The following is a 19,111-nucleotide window of genomic DNA, read 5'->3' as shown; positions in this document are numbered from 1 at the left end:
ACGTTCGATGAGGATCAACCCCGCGCTCAGGATTGCCGCCGGTGTGGCTGCCCTGGCCCTGGCTGTCACCGCCTGTGGCGGCAGCAGCAACAAGACCGCCAGTCAGCACGCGGCCGACGGCAAACTCACCATCGGCATCAAGTACGACCAGCCGGGCCTGGGCCTGCACAACAAGGACGGCAGCTTCAGCGGGTTCGACGTCGACGTCGCCACCTACGTGGCCGACAAGCTGGGGGTGAAGGCGGAGAACATCACCTTCAAGGAGTCGCCGTCGGCGCAGCGCGAAACGCTGATCGAGAACGGGCAGGTCGACTTCATCGTCGCCACCTATTCGATCACCGACAAGCGCAAGGAGAAGGTCGATTTCGCGGGCCCCTACTTCCAGACCGGGCAGTCGCTGCTGGTGCGGTCGGACAACACCGACATCACCGGGCCGGAATCGCTGAACGGCAACAAGAAGCTGTGCTCGGTGAAGGGCTCCACGCCGGCGCAGAACATCAAGGACAAGTACGTCAGCGCCCATGAGGTGCAGCTGATCACGTACGACACCTACTCGCTGTGTGTCGAGGCGCTCAAGTCCGGCGCGGTCGACGCGGTCACCACCGACGACATCATCCTGCGCGGTTACGCGGCACAGTCGCCGGGCGCGCTGAAGGTGGTCGGCAATACCTTCACCGTCGAGAAGTACGGCATCGGCGTCAAGAAGGGCGACACCGAGTCGCGCGGCAAGATCAACGACGCCATCGACGCCATGATCACCTCCGGCGCATGGAAGGCGGCGCTGGAGAAGGAATTCGGCGCCACCGGCTTCCAGGTGCCGGAGCCGCCGAAGGTCGACCGGTACTGATCCACGGACTCGTGCCGGGTGATTCCACGCAGTATCTCGTCGTGAAATCACCTGGCACGCTTCGTTTTCCGATCGGAGGAATGGGGCAGTCGTGTTCGACTTGATCTCCAGCTATCACACCAAACTGCTCGACGCGTTCTGGGTGACCATCAAACTGACGGCGTATTCGGGGTTCTGGGCGCTGATTCTCGGCACCATCGTCGCCGCCATGCGGGTGTCGCCGATTCCGATCGCCCGCTGGATCGGCACGTTGTACGTCAACATCATTCGGAACACGCCGCTCACGCTGATCATCGTGTTCTGCTCGCTCGGCCTGTACTCCACGCTCGGACTGCGGCTCGCCTCGGAGGGGCCGAACAGTATCTCCGAGAACAACTTCCGCTTCGCGATCCTCGGATTGAGTTTCTACACCGCGGCTTTCGTGTGCGAGTCGCTGCGGTCGGGCATCAACACCGTGCCGTTCGGGCAGTCGGAGGCGGGGCGATCGCTCGGGTTCACCTTCGGGCAGAACCTGCGGATGGTGGTGCTGCCGCAGGCGTTTCGCGCGGTGATCGCGCCGCTGGGCAGTGTGCTCATCGCGTTGACCAAGAATTCGACCATCGCCTCGGCCATCGGTGTCGGTGAGGCCGCGCTGCTCATGGCGGAGATGAACGAGAACGAGGCGGCGGTGCTGAACATCGGCGCCATCTTCGCGCTCGGGTTCGTGATTCTGACCCTGCCGACCGGCCTGTTCTTCGGCTGGCTGGCCAAACGATTCGAGGTGGCGCGATGACCACGGCGTCCGTGCTCTACGACGCGCCCGGACCCCGGGCGCGGCTGCGGTACCGGATCTACTCGGTGTTCGCGGTGGCGGTCGCGGCCGCGGCGCTGTGGTTCGTGTACCGCGGACTCTCCGACAAGGGGCAGTTCACCGCCGCCAAATGGAAGCCGTTCACCGAGAGCCAGGTGTGGAGCACCTACCTGCTGCCGGGTCTGCGCGGCACGCTCGAGGCGGCGGCGCTGTCCATCGTGCTGGCGCTGGCGCTGGGCATGCTGTTCGGCATCCTGCGCATGTCGGACCATCGGGCGGTCCGCTGGTTCGCCGGTGTGGTGGTGGAGATCTCGCGGGCCATTCCCGTGCTGATCCTGATGATCTTCCTCTACAACCTGTTCGCCAAGCAGAACGTCTTCCCCTCCGATCAGCTGGCGCTGGCGGCCGCGGTGACGGCGCTGACCGTCTACAACGGGTCCGTCATCGCCGAGATCGTGCGCTCGGGCATCCGCGCGCTGCCCAAGGGGCAGAGCGAGGCCGCGGTCGCGCTGGGCATGCGCAAGACGCAGGTCATGGTGTCGATCCTGCTGCCGCAGGCAGTCACCGCCATGCTGCCGGCGCTGATCTCGCAGATGGTGGTGGCGCTCAAGGATTCCGCGCTGGCCTACCAGATCACCTATCTGGAAATCGTGCGCTCGGGCGCGCAACTCGGTGCGGCCGAACAGAATCCGATCCCGTCGCTGATCGTGGTCGCCATCATCATGATCATCATCAACTACACCCTGACCGTGGTCGCGACCCGCGTCGAGAAGTGGCTGCGCACCCGCAAACACGGCTCGCGAGCCGTAGTCCCCGCCGCCACCATCACCGCTCCCCCCGGCATGGACGCCCTCGTCTCCGACGTTTCCCTGCAGAAACCGCAGAACTGACCCGCGCGGCTTGCCCGACCGCCGGACAAGCCGCGCCCCCAGCTCGCATACTGAATTTCATGACCGAAGACGTCAGCGCTCGAAGAGAATTCGTCTTCGGGCTCCTCCTGGCCACCATCGCAACCGGACTCTTCGCAGGCCTCACCGCCCTCGCCGCAGTCCTCGGCTCCGTCCTGGCCTCCGACGGCCTAGCCCGCATCCTCGCAGCCCGCCACACCAAACCCGCCACCCCCGAATCCTCCCCACCCCCACCCGCTCCCCGGGCCCATCGCCACACCAACCACCGCCACGCCCGCCGCGCCCTCTCCACTCGCCGACCCGGCGGTGTCCTGCACTGACGCGAGAACCGTCGCCCCGCCGCTATGGTGGATCGATGGAACCAGACCGACCGGACGGTCACTCCCGGGGCGCAGCGGAGTTCACCTACTTCCCCATCGGCGCGACCGCACCCGCCGACCCCACCTGGACCGCCACGGCGCCCGGATTCCGGCAGTTCGAAGGCACGACGGTCATCGGCCACGGCGCAGATCATTGGGAACGCGCGAGCGAAGAACTCCTCCGCTGGGGTGTGAAGCAGCGCAGCGGCTTCCGAGTCACGCCCCTCGACACCCCCGACACCCGCGCAACGACCGGCGCGAACTTCCGCATCACAGCCGGCCGGGCTCCCTTCGCGATCCACGAACCCGTCCGAGTCGTAGCGGTCGTCGACACCCCCACCCGCCGCGGCTTCGCCTACGGCACCCTCCCCGGCCACCCCGTCTCCGGCGAAGAAGCCTTCATCCTCCACCTCACCCCCGACGGCACCATCCACCTGACCCTGCGCTCCCTCACCCGCCCCGCACCCCAGGCCCCTTGGCGCGCCGCCTTCCCGATCCTCCTACTCGCCCAACGCTATTTCCGCCGCCGATACCTGCGGGCGCTGTCAACCTGACCGAGCAGCTCAGGCGCTGGAACTAGCGGCAACAAGGTCGTAGGCGTTGGCGAACGCGGCGGACCAGGTGGGGTCGGAGAATTCGCGTTCGAAGGCGTGGAACAGTCTGGCCTGCAGGGATTCCCGGGTAATCCACTGACGGATTGCCGGGTCGAGGCGGGTCGAGAATTGGGCGCCTTCGATGAAAGTGGCCAAATGGCGGTCTGCCGACCGACCGGTGGTTTCGTCCCAGATCGCCAAGAATCGGGTCGGGGACAAAGCTGCGGCCGTCAGGGAACGAAGGAAAGACGCAGCGTCGTGGAAGGCACCTGTGCGGGGTGGGAATTCGGACAGCAGGACGCGCCACGTCTGGTTCAGGAATCTGTCGACGGCGTTCTGTTCGGCGGGCGACCAGGATCGCCAATTCAGGTTGGCGAGCTTGCCGAGGATGATGTCCGGGTCGAGTTCCTCGGTTGTGACGAGGCGTTCGAAGAGCAACGGAAGCAGCGCTTTCGCGTCGTCAGCGGTGCCGATGGTGTTGCCCAGTTTGAGGCTCAACCAGAAGAGGTCGGCATCGCCGACTCGCACCGGCGGGCCGCAATGTGGGCATCGCTCCAAAACGAGCCGCCTGGGATAGCGGGCGAACGCCTGCTCCAGGTCTTGCAGGGCGGCCGCGATGCCGTCGGTCATCGGCCGATTCTGTCAGTCGATGCCCCGGGCGGCATTCGATAATTCCGCCTTCACGACCGCGTAGGCCGTTGACGCGCTGAAGCCGCGGCGGGCCAGGAGACCGACGAGACGTTGGGTGGCCTTGGCGTGGTCCAGGTTTCGCGGGAGGGTGCGGAGTTTGGATCGGACCAGTTCGGTGGCTCGGGTGTGCTCGTCATCGACCTCGGCGGTGGGCGGAGAGGTGAGCTGCGAGCGGCGGGGCTGCGACGACGCCGCGCCTACCGGTGTTTCGTCGGCGCGATCGGGGGGGCCGGCAACGAAGTTCGCGGCGTTCAACTCCGTGGTCACGACGTTGTAGGCGATCGCGGAGGGGTAGCCGCGGCGCGCCAGCAGGCCGACCAGGCGGCGGGTGGTTGCCTCGCGGTCGAGATTCGGGGACAGGGTGCGGAGCTTGGCGCGGACCAATTCGGTTGCGCGGGCGTGGTCGTCCTCGGGTGAGGGGGCGTCAGCGGGGTCGGCGGGATCCTCGGTGGACGAGGGGGCGGGGTCGCGACGTTGGGTGGGCTTGGTTCGGTGGATCGGGAAAGGGGTGGTGGGGGTGTCGGATTCGTCGTCATGGTCGATTGGCTGGTTGGCGGCGTGGGCGGACAGGTCCGCGGAGTAGGTGGCCAATTCGGCGGTGACTACGGAATAGGCGGTGCCGGGGGTGTAGCCCTTGCGGGCCAGCAGGCCGACCAGGCGGCGGATGACCTTGTCGCGGTCGAGGTCCAGGGCGAGGGTGGGGAGTTTGCGGCGGACCAGGTCTGCGGCTCGGGAGAGTTCGGCTTCGGGGGTCACCTGTTCGAGGGCCGGTTCGGCGTGCTCGGGGGCGATTCCCTTGCGCTGCAGCTCCTGAGCGAGGACCTTCTTGCCCTTGCCGGAGTAGGTGTGGCGCGAGTGCACCCACTGCTGGGCGAAAGCCGCGTCATCGATCAGACCGACCTCGGTCAGCCGATCGAGCACCCGCTTCGCCACCTCGGCGGTGAAACCCTTGTCCGCCAGTCGGTCAGCCAGCTCGAACCGGCTCCGAGCCCGATCGGTCAGCAGTCGCAGACACACATCCCTCGCCTGCGCTTCGGTACCGCCACCCGCCGGAGCACCCGATCCAGCCGATTCCGCACCGGCCCCGTTCCGCCGCTGTCCACGCCGCCCACGTCGACCCTCACGATCCTCGGAGTCGACCCCGTCGCTCCCGGCCCGTTCCGCATACGCCCCACGGCGATGGCCACCCCGCCGCCCGTGCGAACCTTCCCGACCCGAAGTCTCGTTGTCATCGGGATACGGACCCACCGCAACCGAACTCGCGCCATCACCGGAATATGTCTCCCCCGCAACCGAGTTCCCGCCACCCCAACGCCCCCGGCGACGGGTACTGCCCTCGACACCATCCTCATCCTCGAGACCACTCGGCTCCAGCTCCACCGCGGCCGCAGCCTTCGCACGGCTCCCCCGCCGGCCACGCCGATCCGAATCCGCGGCAGCCTGGGCCGCATTTGCCGCGGCAACTGCCGTGGCCTCGGCCAACGCCGCCCGCGCCGCCGCCAGCTTGTCCACAGGAGTTTTCGAGGCCGAAGTCGACTCTCCCGCGCCGACAGCGGTTCCTATTGTCGAGTGCTCATCGCCTCGGTGAAGAATCTGACCGCTGTCTGCCTCCGAACCCACAGGGGCCGTGGTCGTCTCGTAGGCGGAGCCCGGCGTAGTTACCCCGGTCGACGCAATCGGCTCGAGGCTGTTCGATACCGGCCGGTCGGGCTCGGAGTGGTCGGACGTTCGGAAAGTGCCCGGTGACGGGATCCTGCCGGGCGCAGTGGGCGCTTCCTCTCGCCACTGCCCCGGTGAGCGGCCTCGCCCGGCGGGCGAACGGCGATGGGGGCGGGATGGATTCGTGGGCTCCGCCTCGTCGGCGAGAGGCTCTGGAGTCCGTGCGAACGGATCGTCGCTGTACGCGCGGGTCGAGGAGCGACGGCCGCGGTTCGGGGGCTCCGGGTTCGCATCCGAGGACTTGGGACTGCCGGCCGAGGATTCGCGGTCACGGGCCGAGGCCTCGTGGTTTGTGCCCTCACAGTCGCGGTCTGTGGCCTCGCCGTCCATGCCCTCGCGGGCTGCGGCCTCGCGCGCCGACGGGTGCGCAGTGGCTGGGTCGGGTGCGTCTGTGGTGCGCCACGCAGAGGCGCCCTCGGCCGGATTGGGTTCGGCGGCAGGGCGGTAGGTGTCGGCGTGGGCGGCGGGGCCGTAGTTCCAGCCGGCGGTGGAGGTGTAGGGGTCGGCTGAGTCTCGGCCGAAGAGGTCGTGGCTCGGCTCGGACCCTCCGGACCTACCGGATCGGGATCCGCGGCGCGCGGATTTGGCGTCGCGGGACTCCAGTTGGCGGCGGAGGCGTTCTACCGCGTCCAGTTGGGGGGTGGGCCCCGGCGGGGTGCGCCGGGGCCCTTCGGAATCCCGCGAGGTCATGGTCAGAAGTCGGCGGCGGTTTCTTCGACGGTGACGTCAGCGCCGATGCCGAGCTTCTCCTTGATCTTCTTCTCGATCTCGTCGCGGACGTCGGTGTTCTCGAGCAGGAACTTGCGGGCGTTCTCCTTGCCCTGGCCCAGCTGGTCGCCCTCGTAGGTGTACCAGGAGCCGGACTTGCGGATGAAGCCCTGATCGACACCCATGTCGATGATCGAGCCCTCCTTGGAGATGCCGACACCGTAGAGAATGTCGAACTCGGCCTGCTTGAACGGCGGCGAGACCTTGTTCTTGACGACCTTCACGCGGGTGCGGTTACCGACCGCGTCCGAGCCGTCCTTCAACGTCTCGATGCGGCGGACGTCCAGGCGGACCGAGGCGTAGAACTTCAGCGCCTTACCACCGGTGGTGGTCTCCGGCGAGCCGAACATGACGCCGATCTTCTCGCGCAGCTGGTTGATGAAGATGGCGGTGGTGCCCGAGTTGTTCAGGGCGCCGGTCATCTTGCGCAGCGCCTGGCTCATCAGGCGGGCCTGCAGACCGACGTGGCTGTCACCCATCTCGCCCTCGATCTCGGCGCGCGGCACCAGAGCGGCCACGGAGTCGATGACGATGATGTCGATGGCACCGGAACGCACCAGCATGTCGGCGATCTCGAGTGCCTGCTCACCGGTGTCGGGCTGGGAGACCAGCAGGGCGTCGGTGTCGACACCCAGTTTGCGGGCGTAGTCCGGATCCAGCGCGTGCTCGGCGTCGATGAACGCCGCGACACCGCCGTTGGCCTGCGCGTTGGCGACGGCGTGCAGCGCGACCGTGGTCTTACCCGAGGACTCCGGGCCGTAGACCTCGACGATGCGGCCGCGCGGCAGCCCGCCGATGCCGAGCGCGACGTCCAGCGCGATGGACCCGGTGGGGATCACCGCGATCGGCTGACGCGCCTCCTCTCCCAAGCGCATGACCGCGCCCTTGCCGAAGCCCTTCTCGATCTGCGCCAACGCCAGGTCGAGGGCCTTTTCACGATCGAAAGCCGGAGGTGCCATCGTCTGTCCCCTTCTCAACGGGTGAGTCTCATGCTGTGGTTGGCGCCCACGTTAGAGGGAGGCACCGACAACTTCCGACGACGAGCTTAGACGAACAGGTGTTCGACGCAAGCGACGCGCTGAGCGACACGCGAAACACCCGATGGCAACCCCTCCGCAACCCCCGCCCCGGTCAGCGTAGAGGAAGGCCCGCGGTGTCCTCCTCCGCGCCGCGCGGGCCGAAGATGCGGCGTTCGGACTCGGGGATCGGGACGTCGTTGATGCTGGCCTCGCGGCGGGACATGCGGCCGTCGGGGGCGAATTCCCAGAGCTCGTTGCCGTAGCTGCGGTGCCACTGGCCGGCGTCGTCGTGCCATTCGTACTGGAAGCGGACGGCGATGCGGTCCTCGGTGAAGGTCCACAGGTCCTTGCGCAGGGCGTAGCCGTTCTCGGTGGACCATTTGCGCTTCAGGAAGTCGACGATCTCGGCGTGGCCGGTGAGGAATTCGTCGCGGTTGCGCCAGACGGAATCCTCGGTGTACGCCTGCGCTACCTTTTCGGGATCGCGTGTGTTCCAGGCGTTTTCGGCGGCGCGGACCTTGAGCTTCGCGGATTCGAGGTCGAAGGGCGGCAGTGGAGGACGCATGGGGAGGGCCTTTCAGGGGTAGGGATCGCCGGGTCAGGGGTTGACCGGCGACAGTTCGGGGTCGGTCCAGCGCAGGGGTGTGGCGCCCGAGATCTCGACGACCTCGGTGATGGTGAAATCGACGGCGCATTGCGCGCCCGTGGTGAAAACGGCTTCGTCCCAGGCGATCTCGGCGGTGCCGGTGAGTTGCAGGGTAGTGCCGGTTCGCCAGTCGGGCACCAGTAGTCCGCAGCGCGGGTCGGCGGCGATATTGCCGAGGGTCATGAACATGGAGTTGCCTCGGTAGTCGGGCCAGCGCAGGTGGGTCGGGGAAAGCACTTGCAGGAAGCCGGGATTGCCGCCGCGGTGGGAGGCGTCGGCATGGCCGTCGACGTCGGCGGAGGCGACGAAGAAGGCGTCGGCGCGTGAGATGAGCTGCCGCTGAGCCGCATCCAGTTCGGTGGCGCGGCGCACCGCCGGCGTCGCACCGGCAACCCATTCCTCGACGCCGCGGCGGGAGATGTACTTCGGGCAGTTCGAATACACCTGTTCGGTATCGATGCGCAGTCCGGTCGCGGTGGGCGCGATCACCCCGTTCACCCGCATCCGGCGACGTGTTTGCGGCTGCAGCGCGATCATCCCGACATGCCGTGTGTCCCGCAGCGATTCGGCCAGCGGATCACCCGTGACCGGAACCGCGTCCACCTCGATGGCACGGGCATCGGTGGCGTGGACGAATCCCGGCGGACCGGCCAGCTGGCCCGCCCACATGCGCCCGGCGTCGTCGGCCGCGGCCAGCACGACCATCGGCTGCTCGGCCAGGAATTGCGCGGCGGCGTCCGGGATGTCGGGCCGGATCATCCGGCCGACCCGCTGCGCGATATCGGCCTGCCCCATCCGCCGCTGCACCGCTAGTTCGCCGGGGTGGTAGCCGACCCCGTCCGGCAACTCCCGGATCTGTGTGTCGTTCATGTGCTCTCCCCTCGGGCCGCCACCTAGCCGCCCTGCCGCCGCTGATCCCGCTGCGGGACTCCGATATTCCTGGTCAGAAGAAGCCGCAGGTGGGCGCGGCTCCCGAAGGCGCGGGCGCGCGCTCGGCACCGGACGGTGCGTACACCTCGAGGCGGATGCCGTCGGGGTCGATGAAGAAGATGCCGCCCGAGGCCGCGCCTTCGCCGTGGGCGACCACACCGTCGTGTGCGAACGCGACATCGAGGTCCTTCAGCGCGGTCTCCACCGCGCGCACCTGCTCGATGGTGTCCACCTGGAACGAGAGGTGGTGCAGGCCGGGCGTTTTCGCCGAGAACTCGCCGTCACTCTGCTGCCACAGCGTGACCTGCAGCTGCCCGTCACGCCCGAGGAAGGCGAAACGCTGCGCGCCTTCGCCGCCGGCGCCGAGCTGTTCGAAGCCGAGGGCGCGCCGATAGAAGGACACCGAGCGGTCGAGGTCGGTGACATTGAGGCCGATGTGCCCGGGGGCGAGGACAGGTGCGGTCATGGTGAACCCCTTCGGAATGGTCTAACCCTTATTGTTTGTTTGACAGGTTAGAACGTAACCCCGGCCGCCGACCACCGTCAACCCCTATAGTTGGTTTTGATGGTTATGACTGGTCGGAAGGGTCGATCAGAAAGGTGTGGGTGATCCGATGACGGCAGGGAGCCGGTTATCCTCGAGCGTGCCCGAACCACGTCCCCACCTCGGTGAACCGCTCGCTCTGGACCTGCTCAACACGCGCTGGATCGCGGCGTCGGGCCGGCAGGATCTGCTCACCGATGTGGCCGGGGCACGGCGGTGGCTGGCCGACAACGACCTCGATCTGCCCGCCGACGCGGCCACGCTGCGCGCGCTGGTGACCGCCCGCGAGGCGATCCTGCGCGCGGTGAAGGGCGAGACCGCCGACGATCTCAATGCCATCCTCGAGCACGGCCGCATCCGCCGCGCCCTCACCCCCGACGGCCCGGCCACGCTCCCCGAGGTCGGCGACCCGGCCTGGCTACCCGGCTGGCTCGCCGCCGACAACCTGCTACAGCTGCTGGCGAGCTCCCCCGACCGGATCAAGAAATGCGCGCATCCCCAGTGCATCCTGTGGTTCCTGGACACCTCGAAGAACGGCACTCGCCGCTGGCACTCGATGGCGGCCTGCGGCAACCGCGCCAAGGCGACGCGGCATTACGCGAAGAAGACGCAGGCCGAGCACTCGGAGTAGCTGCGGCTCAGCGCGATTCGCCGATCACGGCGTCGCGCGCCCGCGCCACGATCACCAGCGTGATTTCGGCACATCGAATTCCGCGCACAGCGCCCGCCACACGTCACGGGGATCCACCCCGGCCTCGATGGCCTGCGCGCCGGTCCGCCCCATGGACGGCAGCACGTGGTCGGTCAGCAGCGCGTCCGCCCGCGCCGTCCCGAACTCGGTATGCATCAACTCCTGAAACTCCGTCAGCCGCACGGCCGCGAGCCTACGCCACCGCGCTGAACCCGCCGAACGGCCGGTCAGCGCTGCCGTTTCCGGGCAAATCCCCGGAATGCGCCACACCGCCCATGCCGCGAAGACACGACGGATTCAGCCGACTCGCCGCGACAGATAGCGACGGGGTCAGTCGACTGTCGGCCCGACAGATAGCGCCGGGGTCAGCCGACCGCGGCGTGACAGATGGCGACGGGGTCGACCGTGACCGTCGCACCGGCGGCGGCCGTGGCGGCGGCCGCGGTGTAGGTGGGGTCGTCGAGGATGCGCTTGACGGCGTCCCGCAGGGCTTCCGGGGTCAGTGGCCGCACGAAGATCGAACTGCCTTGGCGGGCGGCGCGATTGGCGAGTTCCCACTGGTCGCCGCCGCCGGGGACGGTGACGATCGGGACTCCGGCCAGCAGGGTCTTGGCGAGCAGGCCGTGCCCGCCGCCGCCGATCACGACCGAGGCGTGGCGCAGCAGTTCGTCCTGGCGGCCCAAACCGGCTGTGGCCCAGGCGGGCAGGTCGGCGGGCGGGGTGTCGAGGGTGGAGATGGCGACGCGCACGCCCGCGCCTTGGAAGGCTTCCAGCGCAGCTTCGGCCAAACCGACCTGGCCGGTCTGCGCGGTGGAGGGGGCAACCATGACCAGCGGCTCGTCACCGGGCGGCAGGTCGAGGATGCGATCGGTGGGCTCCCACAGCAGCGGCCCGACCAGGTGGGCGTTGTCCGGCCAGTCCGGTCGCGGCACCTCGAGGGCGGGCAGGGTCGCGACCAGCCGGGCGGTGGGCCCCGGATCCTGCGCCGGCAGGCCGATGCTCTCGCGCGCCTGCTCACGCTGGAGTTCCCCGCGCCGCACGGCCCGCGAACTCAACCCGCGCAGCACCGAATCCCGGGCGCGCCCGCGCAGACCCTCGCCGACCGCGAGCCCGCTGCCGATGGGCGGCAGCCCCTTCGACTGCAGGTACAGCGGGTGCGGCGACAGCTCCACCCACGGCAACCCCAGCCGCTCGGCGGCCATCCCGCCGCCCGCGGTCAGCACATCCGACACCACGAGTTCGGGCAGCATGGCGCTCAGATCCGGCAGGATCTCCGTCGAAATGTGCGCGGCCCGTTGATGAATCCGGGCCCCGGCGTCGTTGTCGTCGTCCTCGGCCCGGGGCGCGAGGCCCTTGAGCCGCCGCACCCCGATCCCGGCGTCCCGCGCGGCATCGAACCACCGCGGGCTGGTGAACAACACCGGCTCGTCCCCGGCCGCCAGCAATCGCGTACACAACGCAATCGCCGGAAACGCATGCCCCGGATCAGGCCCGGCCACCACCGCTACTCGCACGCAGCCAGCGTCCCACACCCACCCGACACATCCGGAACCTCACCCGACTTCCGAGTTCGCGTCGCCCGAGAACCGGCGACGCCCTACTCCCGGCCTACTGCCACGAATCCGCCACCAGCGTCCGACCGGCACAGCAACAGCAGTATCGGCACGCCAGCCCTGCGCCTCCTGCCACCCAGGACCTCACCGCGCTCATCGCATCCCTCACCACGAACCTGACCGCCGCCGACCTCGCCCTCGAGGCAGAAGGCCCTCACCAGCCCGAACCGCCCGCGGACAGACTCCCGCCGCCGGACCTGCGGACGATCCTCGGGGAACGGCGCGGTAGCCGGGCGGCGGGTCGCTGAGACGTCTTCTCAGCCCGCGAAGTGGTAGAGCTCGAAGCTCAGGGCGCGGGCGGCGGAGAAGCCCTCCTTGGGGCCGGTGGTCATCTCGATGACGGCGCGAGCTTGAGCTTCGACAGGCTCGGGGCTCAGGACCTCCAGGTAGCGGCGGTGAGCGGTGAGCGATTCCACGGCCGCGTCGACGGTGTCGGTGACGTCGAGGCCGTGGCTGCCGTCCGCGACGCCGTAGACGGCGGCCCAGCGGGCGGACCAGGCGGGTAGCTCGGCGATGTCGGGGTGGATCCATTCGTTGCCGGCGTCGGAGACTGCGTCGAGGGCGGCGCGGCCGACGGCGCGGTGGTCGGCGGAGTTGACGTAGCCGCGGGCCCAGGTGTCGCCGAAGTTGAACAGCACCACCATTTCCGGGCGGTGGCGGCGGATGGCGGCGGCCAGGTCGCGGCGCAGGGCGAGGGATTCCTCGATGCGGCCGTCGGGGTAGCCGAGGAAATCGACCGTACCGACGCCGACGATCTTGGCCGAGGCCCGTTCCTCGTCCTCGCGCAGCGGCCCGGCCTCGGCGGGCGCCAGGCCCGCGATCCCGGCCTCACCGCTGCTGACCAGGACGTAGCGGATGTCCTTGCCCTGCCCGGTCCACCGTGCGACCGCGGCGGCGGCCCCGTACTCGATGTCGTCGGGATGCGCCGCGATGACGATCCCGCGCTGCCAGTCCTCGGGAAGCTGCTCCATGCCTGTATTCAACTCCGGGCGCACCCGAACGCGCCAGCATGCCACGAACTTCGCACCCCGAACCATTCATCTCGCCCGCGCCTGACACCCCGGACCACGGTCACAACATGCCGAGCACGCTCTCGAACGCCGCCTCCGCGGCGCCCAGCAACTTGAGATCCGGCCCCAGCCGCGACTTCTCGATCCGCACGCCGCCGAACGCGCGACTCACCATGCTGCGACGGTGCACCTGCTCGCGCACCCGCGCGATCCCCGGCTCCGGCAATGCGGTGAACAGGTCGCCGAGCACCACCAGTTCGGGTCCGAGGATGTTCACGACGTTCACCAGCCCGAGGGTCAGCCAGTCCAGGTATTCACCGAGCCTGGTCTCCCAATCCTCCTGCAGCGCACGCAATTCGGCGACGATCGCGCCGCGCGGCCCGTGCTCGGGCATGCCCAGGGCCCGGCACAGCGCCGCCTCCCCCACCTCGGTTTCCCAGCAGCCTTCGTTGCCGCAGTAGCACATTCGGCCGCCCGGCTTGACCGTCATGTGGCCGATCTCGCCGAGATACCCCGCCGACCCGCGCAGCGACGCGTCCTTGGCGATGAGCCCGCCCCCGACCCCGACGTCCGCGGAGACGAATACCGCGTCGGCCGCAGTCCGGCCCGCACCTCTGACATGCTCTGCGAGAGCACCGAATTCGGCGTCGTTGCCGACCCGCACCGGCAGATCCAGGACCGCCCGCAGCCGCTGCCCCAGCGCCACCTCGCCCCAGCGCAGGTTTCCGGCATTGTGCACGAGCCCATCGACGCGCCGCACCACGCCGGGCACGCACACGCCCACCGCCACCGGCCGCAGTCCCAGATCCTCGGCCAGTACCGCCGACGATTCCGCGACGTGGGTGATCACCTCGTCCGGTTCCCGTTGCCGCCCACGCAGATTCCAGCTGTTGCGGCTCAGGATCTGCCCGCCGAATCCGACCAGCGCGATGCCCACGTGCTCGACCTGCACATCGACCGCCAGCACCACCGCCGCCTCCGGTTGCGGCAACACCAACAGCGACGGCCGGCCCGCGCCGCGCGCGGCCCGCGGCACCTTCTCCTCCACCACGCCGTCCTCGGCGAGCCCGTCGACGAGCATCTTGATGGTGGATCGATTGAGCCCGAGTTCGGCTGCGAGGGCCGCGCGCGTGGCGGGGCCTCCGGTGTGTAGCAGCCGCAGGAGGGTCGACCGGTTGAACCGGCGCACCTCGTCCGGACGGGCGACGGTCATGGACTCGGTAATACCATTGCGCGGCTCACCGGCCGGACATCGCCACGCGGCGTCTCGACAGCGCGTCCACGGTCGCGGCCAGCAGCAGCACCAGCCCGGTCACGATGGACACCACCGCCGCGGGCTGCCGCAGCAGGCCCAGGCCGTTCGAGACCACCGCCAGCACCGCGCCGCCGATCACCGCGTCGGCGACCCGCCCGCGCCCGCCGAACAGCGAGGTGCCGCCGATCACGGCCGCGCCGACCGCGAACAGCAGCGTATTGAGCCCGCCCGCCTGCGGATCCACCGAACCGACCTTCGAGGAGTAGACGATCGCCCCGATCGCCGCGCAGGCGGAGCTGATGACGAAAACGCTGGCCCGCAACTGGGTCACGTTGATGCCCGCGCGCCGCGCCGCCTCCACATTGCCGCCGACCGCGTAGATGTGGCGCCCGTAGGTGGTGCGAGTCAGCACGTAGGTTCCGGCGACCAGCAGCACCAGCACGATCGGAACCACATACGGCACACCGGAAATGACGATGAACGTGCTCGGTGAACGGTTCACGGTGAGCAGCGCGGTCACCACGATCGCAAACCCGGACAGCGCCGAAACCTTCAGTGCCACCAGCGGTGTGGGCGCGGTGACCAGTCCCCGTCGCCGGCGCAGGAAGTGCCCGCCCAGCGTGACGGCGGCGTACCCGCCCGCCGCGACCACGCACAGCAGCCAGCTCCCCACCGTGGACAGGTTCCCGTTCGCCACCGCGTCGAGCACGTGCGAGGAGCTGATCCCCAGCACCCCGCCCTCCCCGATGAGCTGCAGGATCACGCCTTGCCAGGCCAGGAACAGCGCCAACGTCACCACGAACGACGGCATCCCGATCTTCGCGATCAGGAACCCGGTGATGGACCCGATGGCCGCGCCCACGCACACCGCGAGCAGCATCTCCACCCACGGATTCGCGGGCAGGCCCAGCACCGTCAACAGGATCCCGAGCAGGGAGAACGCCACCCCGGGCCAGATCCGCAGCAGTCCCGCGAGGATCGCCGCCAGCGCCAGCATGGCGTTGAACACGAAGAACACCGTGGATCCCATGCCGGTCAGCAGGTTCCCGTTGTCCACGTAGTGCATGGCCAGCACCGCGCCCGCCACCCCGGACGCCGTGCCCGCCGACAGATCGATCTCCCCGATCAACAGCACGAACACGATCCCGATGGCGATGATGGTCTGCCCCGCGCCCTGCGCCAGCAGGTTGGCGATGTTGTTGAGCGAGAAGAACACATCCGACAGCAGCGAGAAGAAGACGACCAAAGCGATCAGGCCGAGAATCGCGGGCAGCGAACCGATCTCGCCGCCCCGCAGCCGGGCCGCATAGTCGCGCAGGGCTTCCCGGGTCGACAGTGTCGTGGTGTCGATCCCGAAGTCGGTGACGGCCGTCTCCGCGACGGACTCCGATTCCGAAACATTGGTCATATCAGTGGATTCCTCGCTCACCGGCCACCACCTTGCTCACAGCGCCACGGCTTCGGGCCGCGCCAAACCGAGATCACCCGAGCGTCCCGCGGTGATCAACTCCACCACCTGACCGGTCGTGACCTCCGCGGTCCGCACCTGCGCGGCCATCCGCCCCAGGTACAGCACCGCGATCCGGTCCGCGACCTCGAACACGTCGGCCAGATTGTGGCTGATCAGCACCACGCCCAGCCCCTGTTCGGCCAGCCGCCGCACCAGATCCAGCACCTGCCGCGTCTGCGCCACGCCGAGCGCGGCGGTCGGTTCGTCGAGCAGCACCAGATTGCTGTTCCACAAAACGGCTTTCGCGATCGCCACCGTCTGGCGTTGCCCGCCGGACAGGGCCGCGACCGGGGTGCGCACCGATTTCACGGTGCGCACCCCCAACGAGGCCAGGGTGCGCCGCGCCGCCTCCTCCATGCTCGCCTCGTCCAGCAGCCACGGCTTGCCGCGCTCGCGTCCGAGGAACATGTTGGCCACGATGTCGAGATTGTCGGCCAGGGCCAGGTCCTGGTAGACGACCTCGATGCCGAGCGCCGCCGCGTCCTTGGCGCCACGCAGGTGTACGGGTTCGCCACGGAATCGCACTTCGCCCGAATCGGCGGCGTGGATTCCGGCGACACATTTCACCAGCGTGGATTTGCCCGCGCCATTGTCGCCGACGAGTGCGGTGACCTCTCCCGCCGGCACGGTGAGGTCCACGTCGTGCAGCACGTGCACCGGCCCGAAACTCTTGTTCAGGCCGGTGATTCGGAGCAGCGGCTCACTCATGTCCGAACCTTCAGGCGATGCCGAGGGCGGCGCAGGCGGACTTCACGTCACCGGAGCAGACGTCGGAGGCTTTCACGAAGCCCGAGTCCACCACCTGCTTGACCTCGGCCTTGGTGATCGACTGCGGTTGCAGCAGCACCGATTTCACGTCCCGCTTGCCCTTGGGATCCTGACTCACGCCCACCGCCAGCGCGTCCGCGGCGGCCTTGTCGCCCTTGGCCAGGGCCACGGCCAGTTTCGCCGCGTTCTCGGCCTCGTCCTTGATGGGCTTGAACACGGTCATGAACTGGTCCCCGCGCAGCACCGCCTTGAGCCCGTCGACGGTGGCGTCCTGGCCGGTCACCGGCACCTTGCCGTTGAGGCCGTTCTTCTTCAGCACCGTGATCACCGCGCCGGCCAGGCCGTCGTTGGCGGCGACCACGCCGTCGACCTTGCCGCTGTTGCCGGTGAGGATCTGCTCGAAGGTGGTGCCGCCCTTCTGGTTATTCCAGTCGTCGATGGGCTGGCTGCGCACGAGTTTCAGCGCGCCCGAATCGTAGAGCGGCTGCAAGGCCTTCTGCTGGCCCTGATGGAAGAGGGTGGCGTTGTTGTCGGTCGGCGCGCCCTCGATCTCGACGACCTGCGCGCCGGGCTTGTCCTTCAACGCGGTGGCCAGGCCCTGACCTTGCAGCTCACCGACCTTCACATTGTCGAAGGACACGTAGTAGTCGGAGGATCCGCCCAGGTTGAGGCGGTCGTAATCGATGGTGGGGATGCCCGCCTTGTTGGCCTTTGCCGCGACCGCGCTGCCGACCTCACCGTTGATGGCGGCGATGATCAGCACTTTGACGCCCTTGGCGATCATGCCGTCGGCGAGGGTGGTGAACTTCTGGACGTCACCCTGCGCGTTCTGCACGTCGGCGTCGAATCCGGCCTCGTTCAAGGCTTTTCGCAGCAGGGGTTTATCGAAGGATTCCCAGCGGGCCGAGGTCGCGGTCTCGGGGAGGATGACCCCGACCGTGCCGTTGGCGCCGCCGCCGGACGGCGCGGCCGACGAGGACGTCGTGGTGCTGGAATTGGATCCGCAGGCGGTGAGGGTGAGCAGGCCGGTCAGGGCCAGCGCCGCGGCGGCGTAACCCCGTCGGCGTCCGGACTTGTTCGGCGGGAGTGCGCTTTTCGTCCTCATCAGGGTGACCCTCTTTTCAATGACACTGCACGCGGCGGTCACTGGGTTGCGACCGTACGCAACGGCATATGTTGTGGGCAACAACATATGCCGTGCGCGTCACTCGGAGGGGACGATTCGCCAAAGTCGGCGGGGTCGATCAGGGCAGCAGAATGACCTTTCCACCGGCGTGGCCGTCCATCACGAAGGTATGCGCCGCAGCCGCTTCCGCCAACGGGAACGTCTTCGCGATGGCCAGATCCAGCTTGCCCTCCGACAGCAGCGGCAGCAGCTCCCGCCACGCATTGCCGCGGATCTCGGTGCCCGGATCCGCGCCGGGACCCATCCCGAGCACCTTGAAACCGTCGGAGGCGGCCCGGCCGAAGGCCACGATGCTCGCGAATCGGTCGCGATCGCCGACCAGTTCGAGCGAGACGTCCACCGCCTCGTCCGTGCCCACGGTGTCGATGGCGGCGTCGATTCCCTTGGGGGCCAACGCCTTGACGCGATCGGCGAGACCGGGACCGTATTCGACCGGTTCCACGCCGTAGGAGCGCAACCGCTCATGGCCGCGCGGCGAGGCCGTGCCGATCACCCGCGCGCCCCGCGCCACCGCCAACTGCGCGGCCAGCGCGCCCACGCTGCCCGCCGCGCCGTGGATGAGGACGGTGTCGCCGGGACCGACGCCGGTGGCGGCGAGCAGATGTACCGCAGTGCCGCCAACACTAAGGATGCCGGCGGCCTGCTTCCAATCCACCTCGGCCGGCTTGGGCACGACGCGCGCGGCGTTCGCGGTGACCGCGGTGGCGTAACCGCCGCTCACCGGCGCGAGCACCTCGTCCCCGATCGAGATCGGCCCGGCCGGTCCCACCGCGTCCGGGCCGACGGCGGTGACCACGCCGGCGGCCTCCAGGCCCAGCCGGAGCGGCAGTTTGCTCGGATCGGTGCCGAACGCACCGCTGTAGAACTTGTAGTCGAACGGATTCACCCCGGCGGCGCGAACCGCGAAGGTGACCTCGCCGGGCCCCGGTTCGGGCACCTCGACATCGATGAGCGACAAAACTTCCGGTCCACCGTAAGCGGTGGCAACGACAGCAGTAGCCATACGGCGATCATACGGAGAACGGACCGTCCGCCCGGGCTACCCCGGGCGAACGGTCCGTTCGGCTCGATCGTCAGTACTTGCCCAGCGGCGACTTGTCCTTGGACCCCGACACCGCCTTGTACAGCAGGTACAGGCCGAAGATCACCGCGCTCACCATCAGGATGGGGAACAGGCTCTTGATCAGCCAGCCGAGAATCATGAACGCGATCCATACGAGGACGACGACGCCGAGAATCTTCCAGAACATTCCTTGCCTCCCTAG

General features: G+C 68.6%; 21 protein-coding genes and 1 pseudogene. 6 read left to right on the top strand and 16 right to left on the bottom strand.

Going from position 1 to position 19,111, the window contains the following annotated elements:
* Positions 1–7: 7 nt before the first annotated feature.
* The 5 genes from ACYVKL_RS25535 (at position 8) to ACYVKL_RS25515 (ending at position 3,458) form a co-directional block, all read left to right on the top strand.
* Positions 8–847, top strand: a complete 840-nt coding sequence (locus ACYVKL_RS25535; protein ID WP_357194582.1) for a glutamate ABC transporter substrate-binding protein — start codon at positions 8–10, stop codon at positions 845–847.
* Positions 848–938: 91 nt separating this feature from the next.
* Positions 939–1,619: an amino acid ABC transporter permease gene (locus ACYVKL_RS25530; protein ID WP_379174068.1), complete on the top strand. Its 681-nt coding sequence runs from the start codon at positions 939–941 to the stop codon at positions 1,617–1,619.
* Positions 1,616–2,527, top strand: a complete 912-nt coding sequence (locus ACYVKL_RS25525) for an amino acid ABC transporter permease (RefSeq protein WP_379174069.1) — start codon at positions 1,616–1,618, stop codon at positions 2,525–2,527. Before ACYVKL_RS25530 ends, ACYVKL_RS25525 begins: the two co-directional genes overlap by 4 nt.
* Positions 2,528–2,586: 59 nt before the next feature.
* Positions 2,587–2,865 carry a hypothetical protein gene (locus ACYVKL_RS25520; protein ID WP_379174070.1) on the top strand — a complete coding sequence of 93 codons (279 nt, stop codon included), beginning with the start codon at positions 2,587–2,589 and terminating at the stop codon, positions 2,863–2,865.
* Between the two features lie 35 nt (positions 2,866–2,900).
* Positions 2,901–3,458, top strand: a complete 558-nt coding sequence (locus ACYVKL_RS25515) for a DUF1990 family protein (RefSeq protein WP_379174071.1) — start codon at positions 2,901–2,903, stop codon at positions 3,456–3,458.
* Between the two features lie 9 nt (positions 3,459–3,467).
* On the opposite strand, the gene ACYVKL_RS25510 is transcribed toward ACYVKL_RS25515, so the two are convergent.
* The 7 genes and pseudogenes from ACYVKL_RS25510 to ACYVKL_RS25480 form a co-directional block, all read right to left on the bottom strand.
* Positions 3,468–4,127 carry a hypothetical protein gene (locus tag ACYVKL_RS25510; RefSeq protein WP_379174072.1) on the bottom strand — a complete coding sequence of 220 codons (660 nt, stop codon included), beginning with the start codon at positions 4,125–4,127 and terminating at the stop codon, positions 3,468–3,470.
* 12 nt (positions 4,128–4,139) lie between these two features.
* A complete protein-coding gene (locus ACYVKL_RS25505) occupies positions 4,140–4,454 on the bottom strand; it encodes a hypothetical protein (protein ID WP_379174149.1) in 315 nt (104 codons plus the stop codon).
* 303 nt (positions 4,455–4,757) lie between these two features.
* Positions 4,758–5,294: pseudogene (recX, locus tag ACYVKL_RS25500) on the bottom strand (recombination regulator RecX); the annotation flags it as partial.
* A gap of 1,304 nt (positions 5,295–6,598) precedes the next feature.
* On the bottom strand, positions 6,599–7,633 hold the full coding sequence (gene recA / locus ACYVKL_RS25495; protein WP_379174074.1) for a recombinase RecA: 1,035 nt from the start codon (positions 7,631–7,633) through the stop codon (positions 6,599–6,601).
* A 172-nt stretch (positions 7,634–7,805) separates the two neighbouring features.
* The gene (locus ACYVKL_RS25490; protein WP_379174075.1) at positions 7,806–8,258 is read right to left on the bottom strand and encodes a nuclear transport factor 2 family protein; all 453 of its coding nucleotides are present in this window, start codon (positions 8,256–8,258) and stop codon (positions 7,806–7,808) included.
* Positions 8,259–8,291: 33 nt separating this feature from the next.
* Positions 8,292–9,209, bottom strand: a complete 918-nt coding sequence (locus ACYVKL_RS25485) for a pyridoxamine 5'-phosphate oxidase family protein (RefSeq protein WP_379174076.1) — start codon at positions 9,207–9,209, stop codon at positions 8,292–8,294.
* A 73-nt stretch (positions 9,210–9,282) separates the two neighbouring features.
* Positions 9,283–9,735, bottom strand: a complete 453-nt coding sequence (locus ACYVKL_RS25480; RefSeq protein WP_379174077.1) for a VOC family protein — start codon at positions 9,733–9,735, stop codon at positions 9,283–9,285.
* Between the two features lie 178 nt (positions 9,736–9,913).
* On the opposite strand from ACYVKL_RS25480, the gene ACYVKL_RS25475 reads away from it, so the two are divergent.
* Positions 9,914–10,444, top strand: a complete 531-nt coding sequence (locus tag ACYVKL_RS25475) for a CGNR zinc finger domain-containing protein (RefSeq protein WP_379174079.1) — start codon at positions 9,914–9,916, stop codon at positions 10,442–10,444.
* A gap of 51 nt (positions 10,445–10,495) precedes the next feature.
* Here the strand turns inward: ACYVKL_RS25475 and ACYVKL_RS25470 are convergent, their stop codons facing one another.
* From ACYVKL_RS25470 to ACYVKL_RS25430, 9 genes are all read right to left on the bottom strand, one after another.
* A complete protein-coding gene (locus ACYVKL_RS25470) occupies positions 10,496–10,687 on the bottom strand; it encodes a DUF3046 domain-containing protein (protein WP_213556724.1) in 192 nt (63 codons plus the stop codon).
* Between the two features lie 182 nt (positions 10,688–10,869).
* A complete protein-coding gene (locus ACYVKL_RS25465) occupies positions 10,870–12,018 on the bottom strand; it encodes a glycosyltransferase (protein WP_379174080.1) in 1,149 nt (382 codons plus the stop codon).
* A gap of 356 nt (positions 12,019–12,374) precedes the next feature.
* Complete coding sequence (locus tag ACYVKL_RS25460; protein WP_379174081.1) at positions 12,375–13,088, bottom strand: PIG-L deacetylase family protein; 714 nt, start codon at positions 13,086–13,088, stop codon at positions 12,375–12,377.
* A 100-nt stretch (positions 13,089–13,188) separates the two neighbouring features.
* A complete protein-coding gene (locus tag ACYVKL_RS25455; protein ID WP_379174082.1) occupies positions 13,189–14,340 on the bottom strand; it encodes an ROK family protein in 1,152 nt (383 codons plus the stop codon).
* A gap of 25 nt (positions 14,341–14,365) precedes the next feature.
* Positions 14,366–15,790: a sugar ABC transporter permease gene (locus tag ACYVKL_RS25450; RefSeq protein WP_379174083.1), complete on the bottom strand. Its 1,425-nt coding sequence runs from the start codon at positions 15,788–15,790 to the stop codon at positions 14,366–14,368.
* A gap of 36 nt (positions 15,791–15,826) precedes the next feature.
* The gene (locus ACYVKL_RS25445; protein WP_213556729.1) at positions 15,827–16,600 is read right to left on the bottom strand and encodes an ATP-binding cassette domain-containing protein; all 774 of its coding nucleotides are present in this window, start codon (positions 16,598–16,600) and stop codon (positions 15,827–15,829) included.
* A gap of 10 nt (positions 16,601–16,610) precedes the next feature.
* On the bottom strand, positions 16,611–17,765 hold the full coding sequence (locus tag ACYVKL_RS25440) for a sugar ABC transporter substrate-binding protein (RefSeq protein WP_379174085.1): 1,155 nt from the start codon (positions 17,763–17,765) through the stop codon (positions 16,611–16,613).
* Between the two features lie 139 nt (positions 17,766–17,904).
* A complete protein-coding gene (locus tag ACYVKL_RS25435; RefSeq protein WP_379174086.1) occupies positions 17,905–18,849 on the bottom strand; it encodes an NADP-dependent oxidoreductase in 945 nt (314 codons plus the stop codon).
* Positions 18,850–18,919: 70 nt separating this feature from the next.
* Positions 18,920–19,096, bottom strand: a complete 177-nt coding sequence (locus ACYVKL_RS25430) for a hypothetical protein (RefSeq protein WP_213556731.1) — start codon at positions 19,094–19,096, stop codon at positions 18,920–18,922.
* Between the last annotated feature and the right edge of the window lie 15 nt (positions 19,097–19,111).

It is taken from the genome of Nocardia tengchongensis (assembly GCF_054781395.1).
Note: the sequence above shows the minus strand (reverse complement) of the source record. Positions and strands in the feature narration are given on the sequence as shown.

What these genes read in the sequence shown, in the direction of transcription:
- ACYVKL_RS25485 (WP_379174076.1), bottom strand. Translation starts at nt 9,209, where the DNA reads ATGAACGACACACAGATCCGGGAGTTGCCGGACGGGGTCGGCTACCAC.
- ACYVKL_RS25520 (WP_379174070.1), top strand. Translation starts at nt 2,587, where the DNA reads ATGACCGAAGACGTCAGCGCTCGAAGAGAATTCGTCTTCGGGCTCCTC.
- recA (WP_379174074.1), bottom strand. Translation starts at nt 7,633, where the DNA reads ATGGCACCTCCGGCTTTCGATCGTGAAAAGGCCCTCGACCTGGCGTTG.
- ACYVKL_RS25510 (WP_379174072.1), bottom strand. Translation starts at nt 4,127, where the DNA reads ATGACCGACGGCATCGCGGCCGCCCTGCAAGACCTGGAGCAGGCGTTC.
- ACYVKL_RS25515 (WP_379174071.1), top strand. Translation starts at nt 2,901, where the DNA reads ATGGAACCAGACCGACCGGACGGTCACTCCCGGGGCGCAGCGGAGTTC.
- ACYVKL_RS25480 (WP_379174077.1), bottom strand. Translation starts at nt 9,735, where the DNA reads ATGACCGCACCTGTCCTCGCCCCCGGGCACATCGGCCTCAATGTCACC.
- ACYVKL_RS25445 (WP_213556729.1), bottom strand. Translation starts at nt 16,600, where the DNA reads ATGAGTGAGCCGCTGCTCCGAATCACCGGCCTGAACAAGAGTTTCGGG.
- ACYVKL_RS25455 (WP_379174082.1), bottom strand. Translation starts at nt 14,340, where the DNA reads ATGACCGTCGCCCGTCCGGACGAGGTGCGCCGGTTCAACCGGTCGACC.
- ACYVKL_RS25490 (WP_379174075.1), bottom strand. Translation starts at nt 8,258, where the DNA reads ATGCGTCCTCCACTGCCGCCCTTCGACCTCGAATCCGCGAAGCTCAAG.
- ACYVKL_RS25535 (WP_357194582.1), top strand. Translation starts at nt 8, where the DNA reads ATGAGGATCAACCCCGCGCTCAGGATTGCCGCCGGTGTGGCTGCCCTG.
- ACYVKL_RS25460 (WP_379174081.1), bottom strand. Translation starts at nt 13,088, where the DNA reads ATGGAGCAGCTTCCCGAGGACTGGCAGCGCGGGATCGTCATCGCGGCG.
- ACYVKL_RS25435 (WP_379174086.1), bottom strand. Translation starts at nt 18,849, where the DNA reads ATGGCTACTGCTGTCGTTGCCACCGCTTACGGTGGACCGGAAGTTTTG.
- ACYVKL_RS25430 (WP_213556731.1), bottom strand. Translation starts at nt 19,096, where the DNA reads ATGTTCTGGAAGATTCTCGGCGTCGTCGTCCTCGTATGGATCGCGTTC.
- ACYVKL_RS25440 (WP_379174085.1), bottom strand. Translation starts at nt 17,765, where the DNA reads ATGAGGACGAAAAGCGCACTCCCGCCGAACAAGTCCGGACGCCGACGG.
- ACYVKL_RS25450 (WP_379174083.1), bottom strand. Translation starts at nt 15,790, where the DNA reads ATGACCAATGTTTCGGAATCGGAGTCCGTCGCGGAGACGGCCGTCACC.
- ACYVKL_RS25525 (WP_379174069.1), top strand. Translation starts at nt 1,616, where the DNA reads ATGACCACGGCGTCCGTGCTCTACGACGCGCCCGGACCCCGGGCGCGG.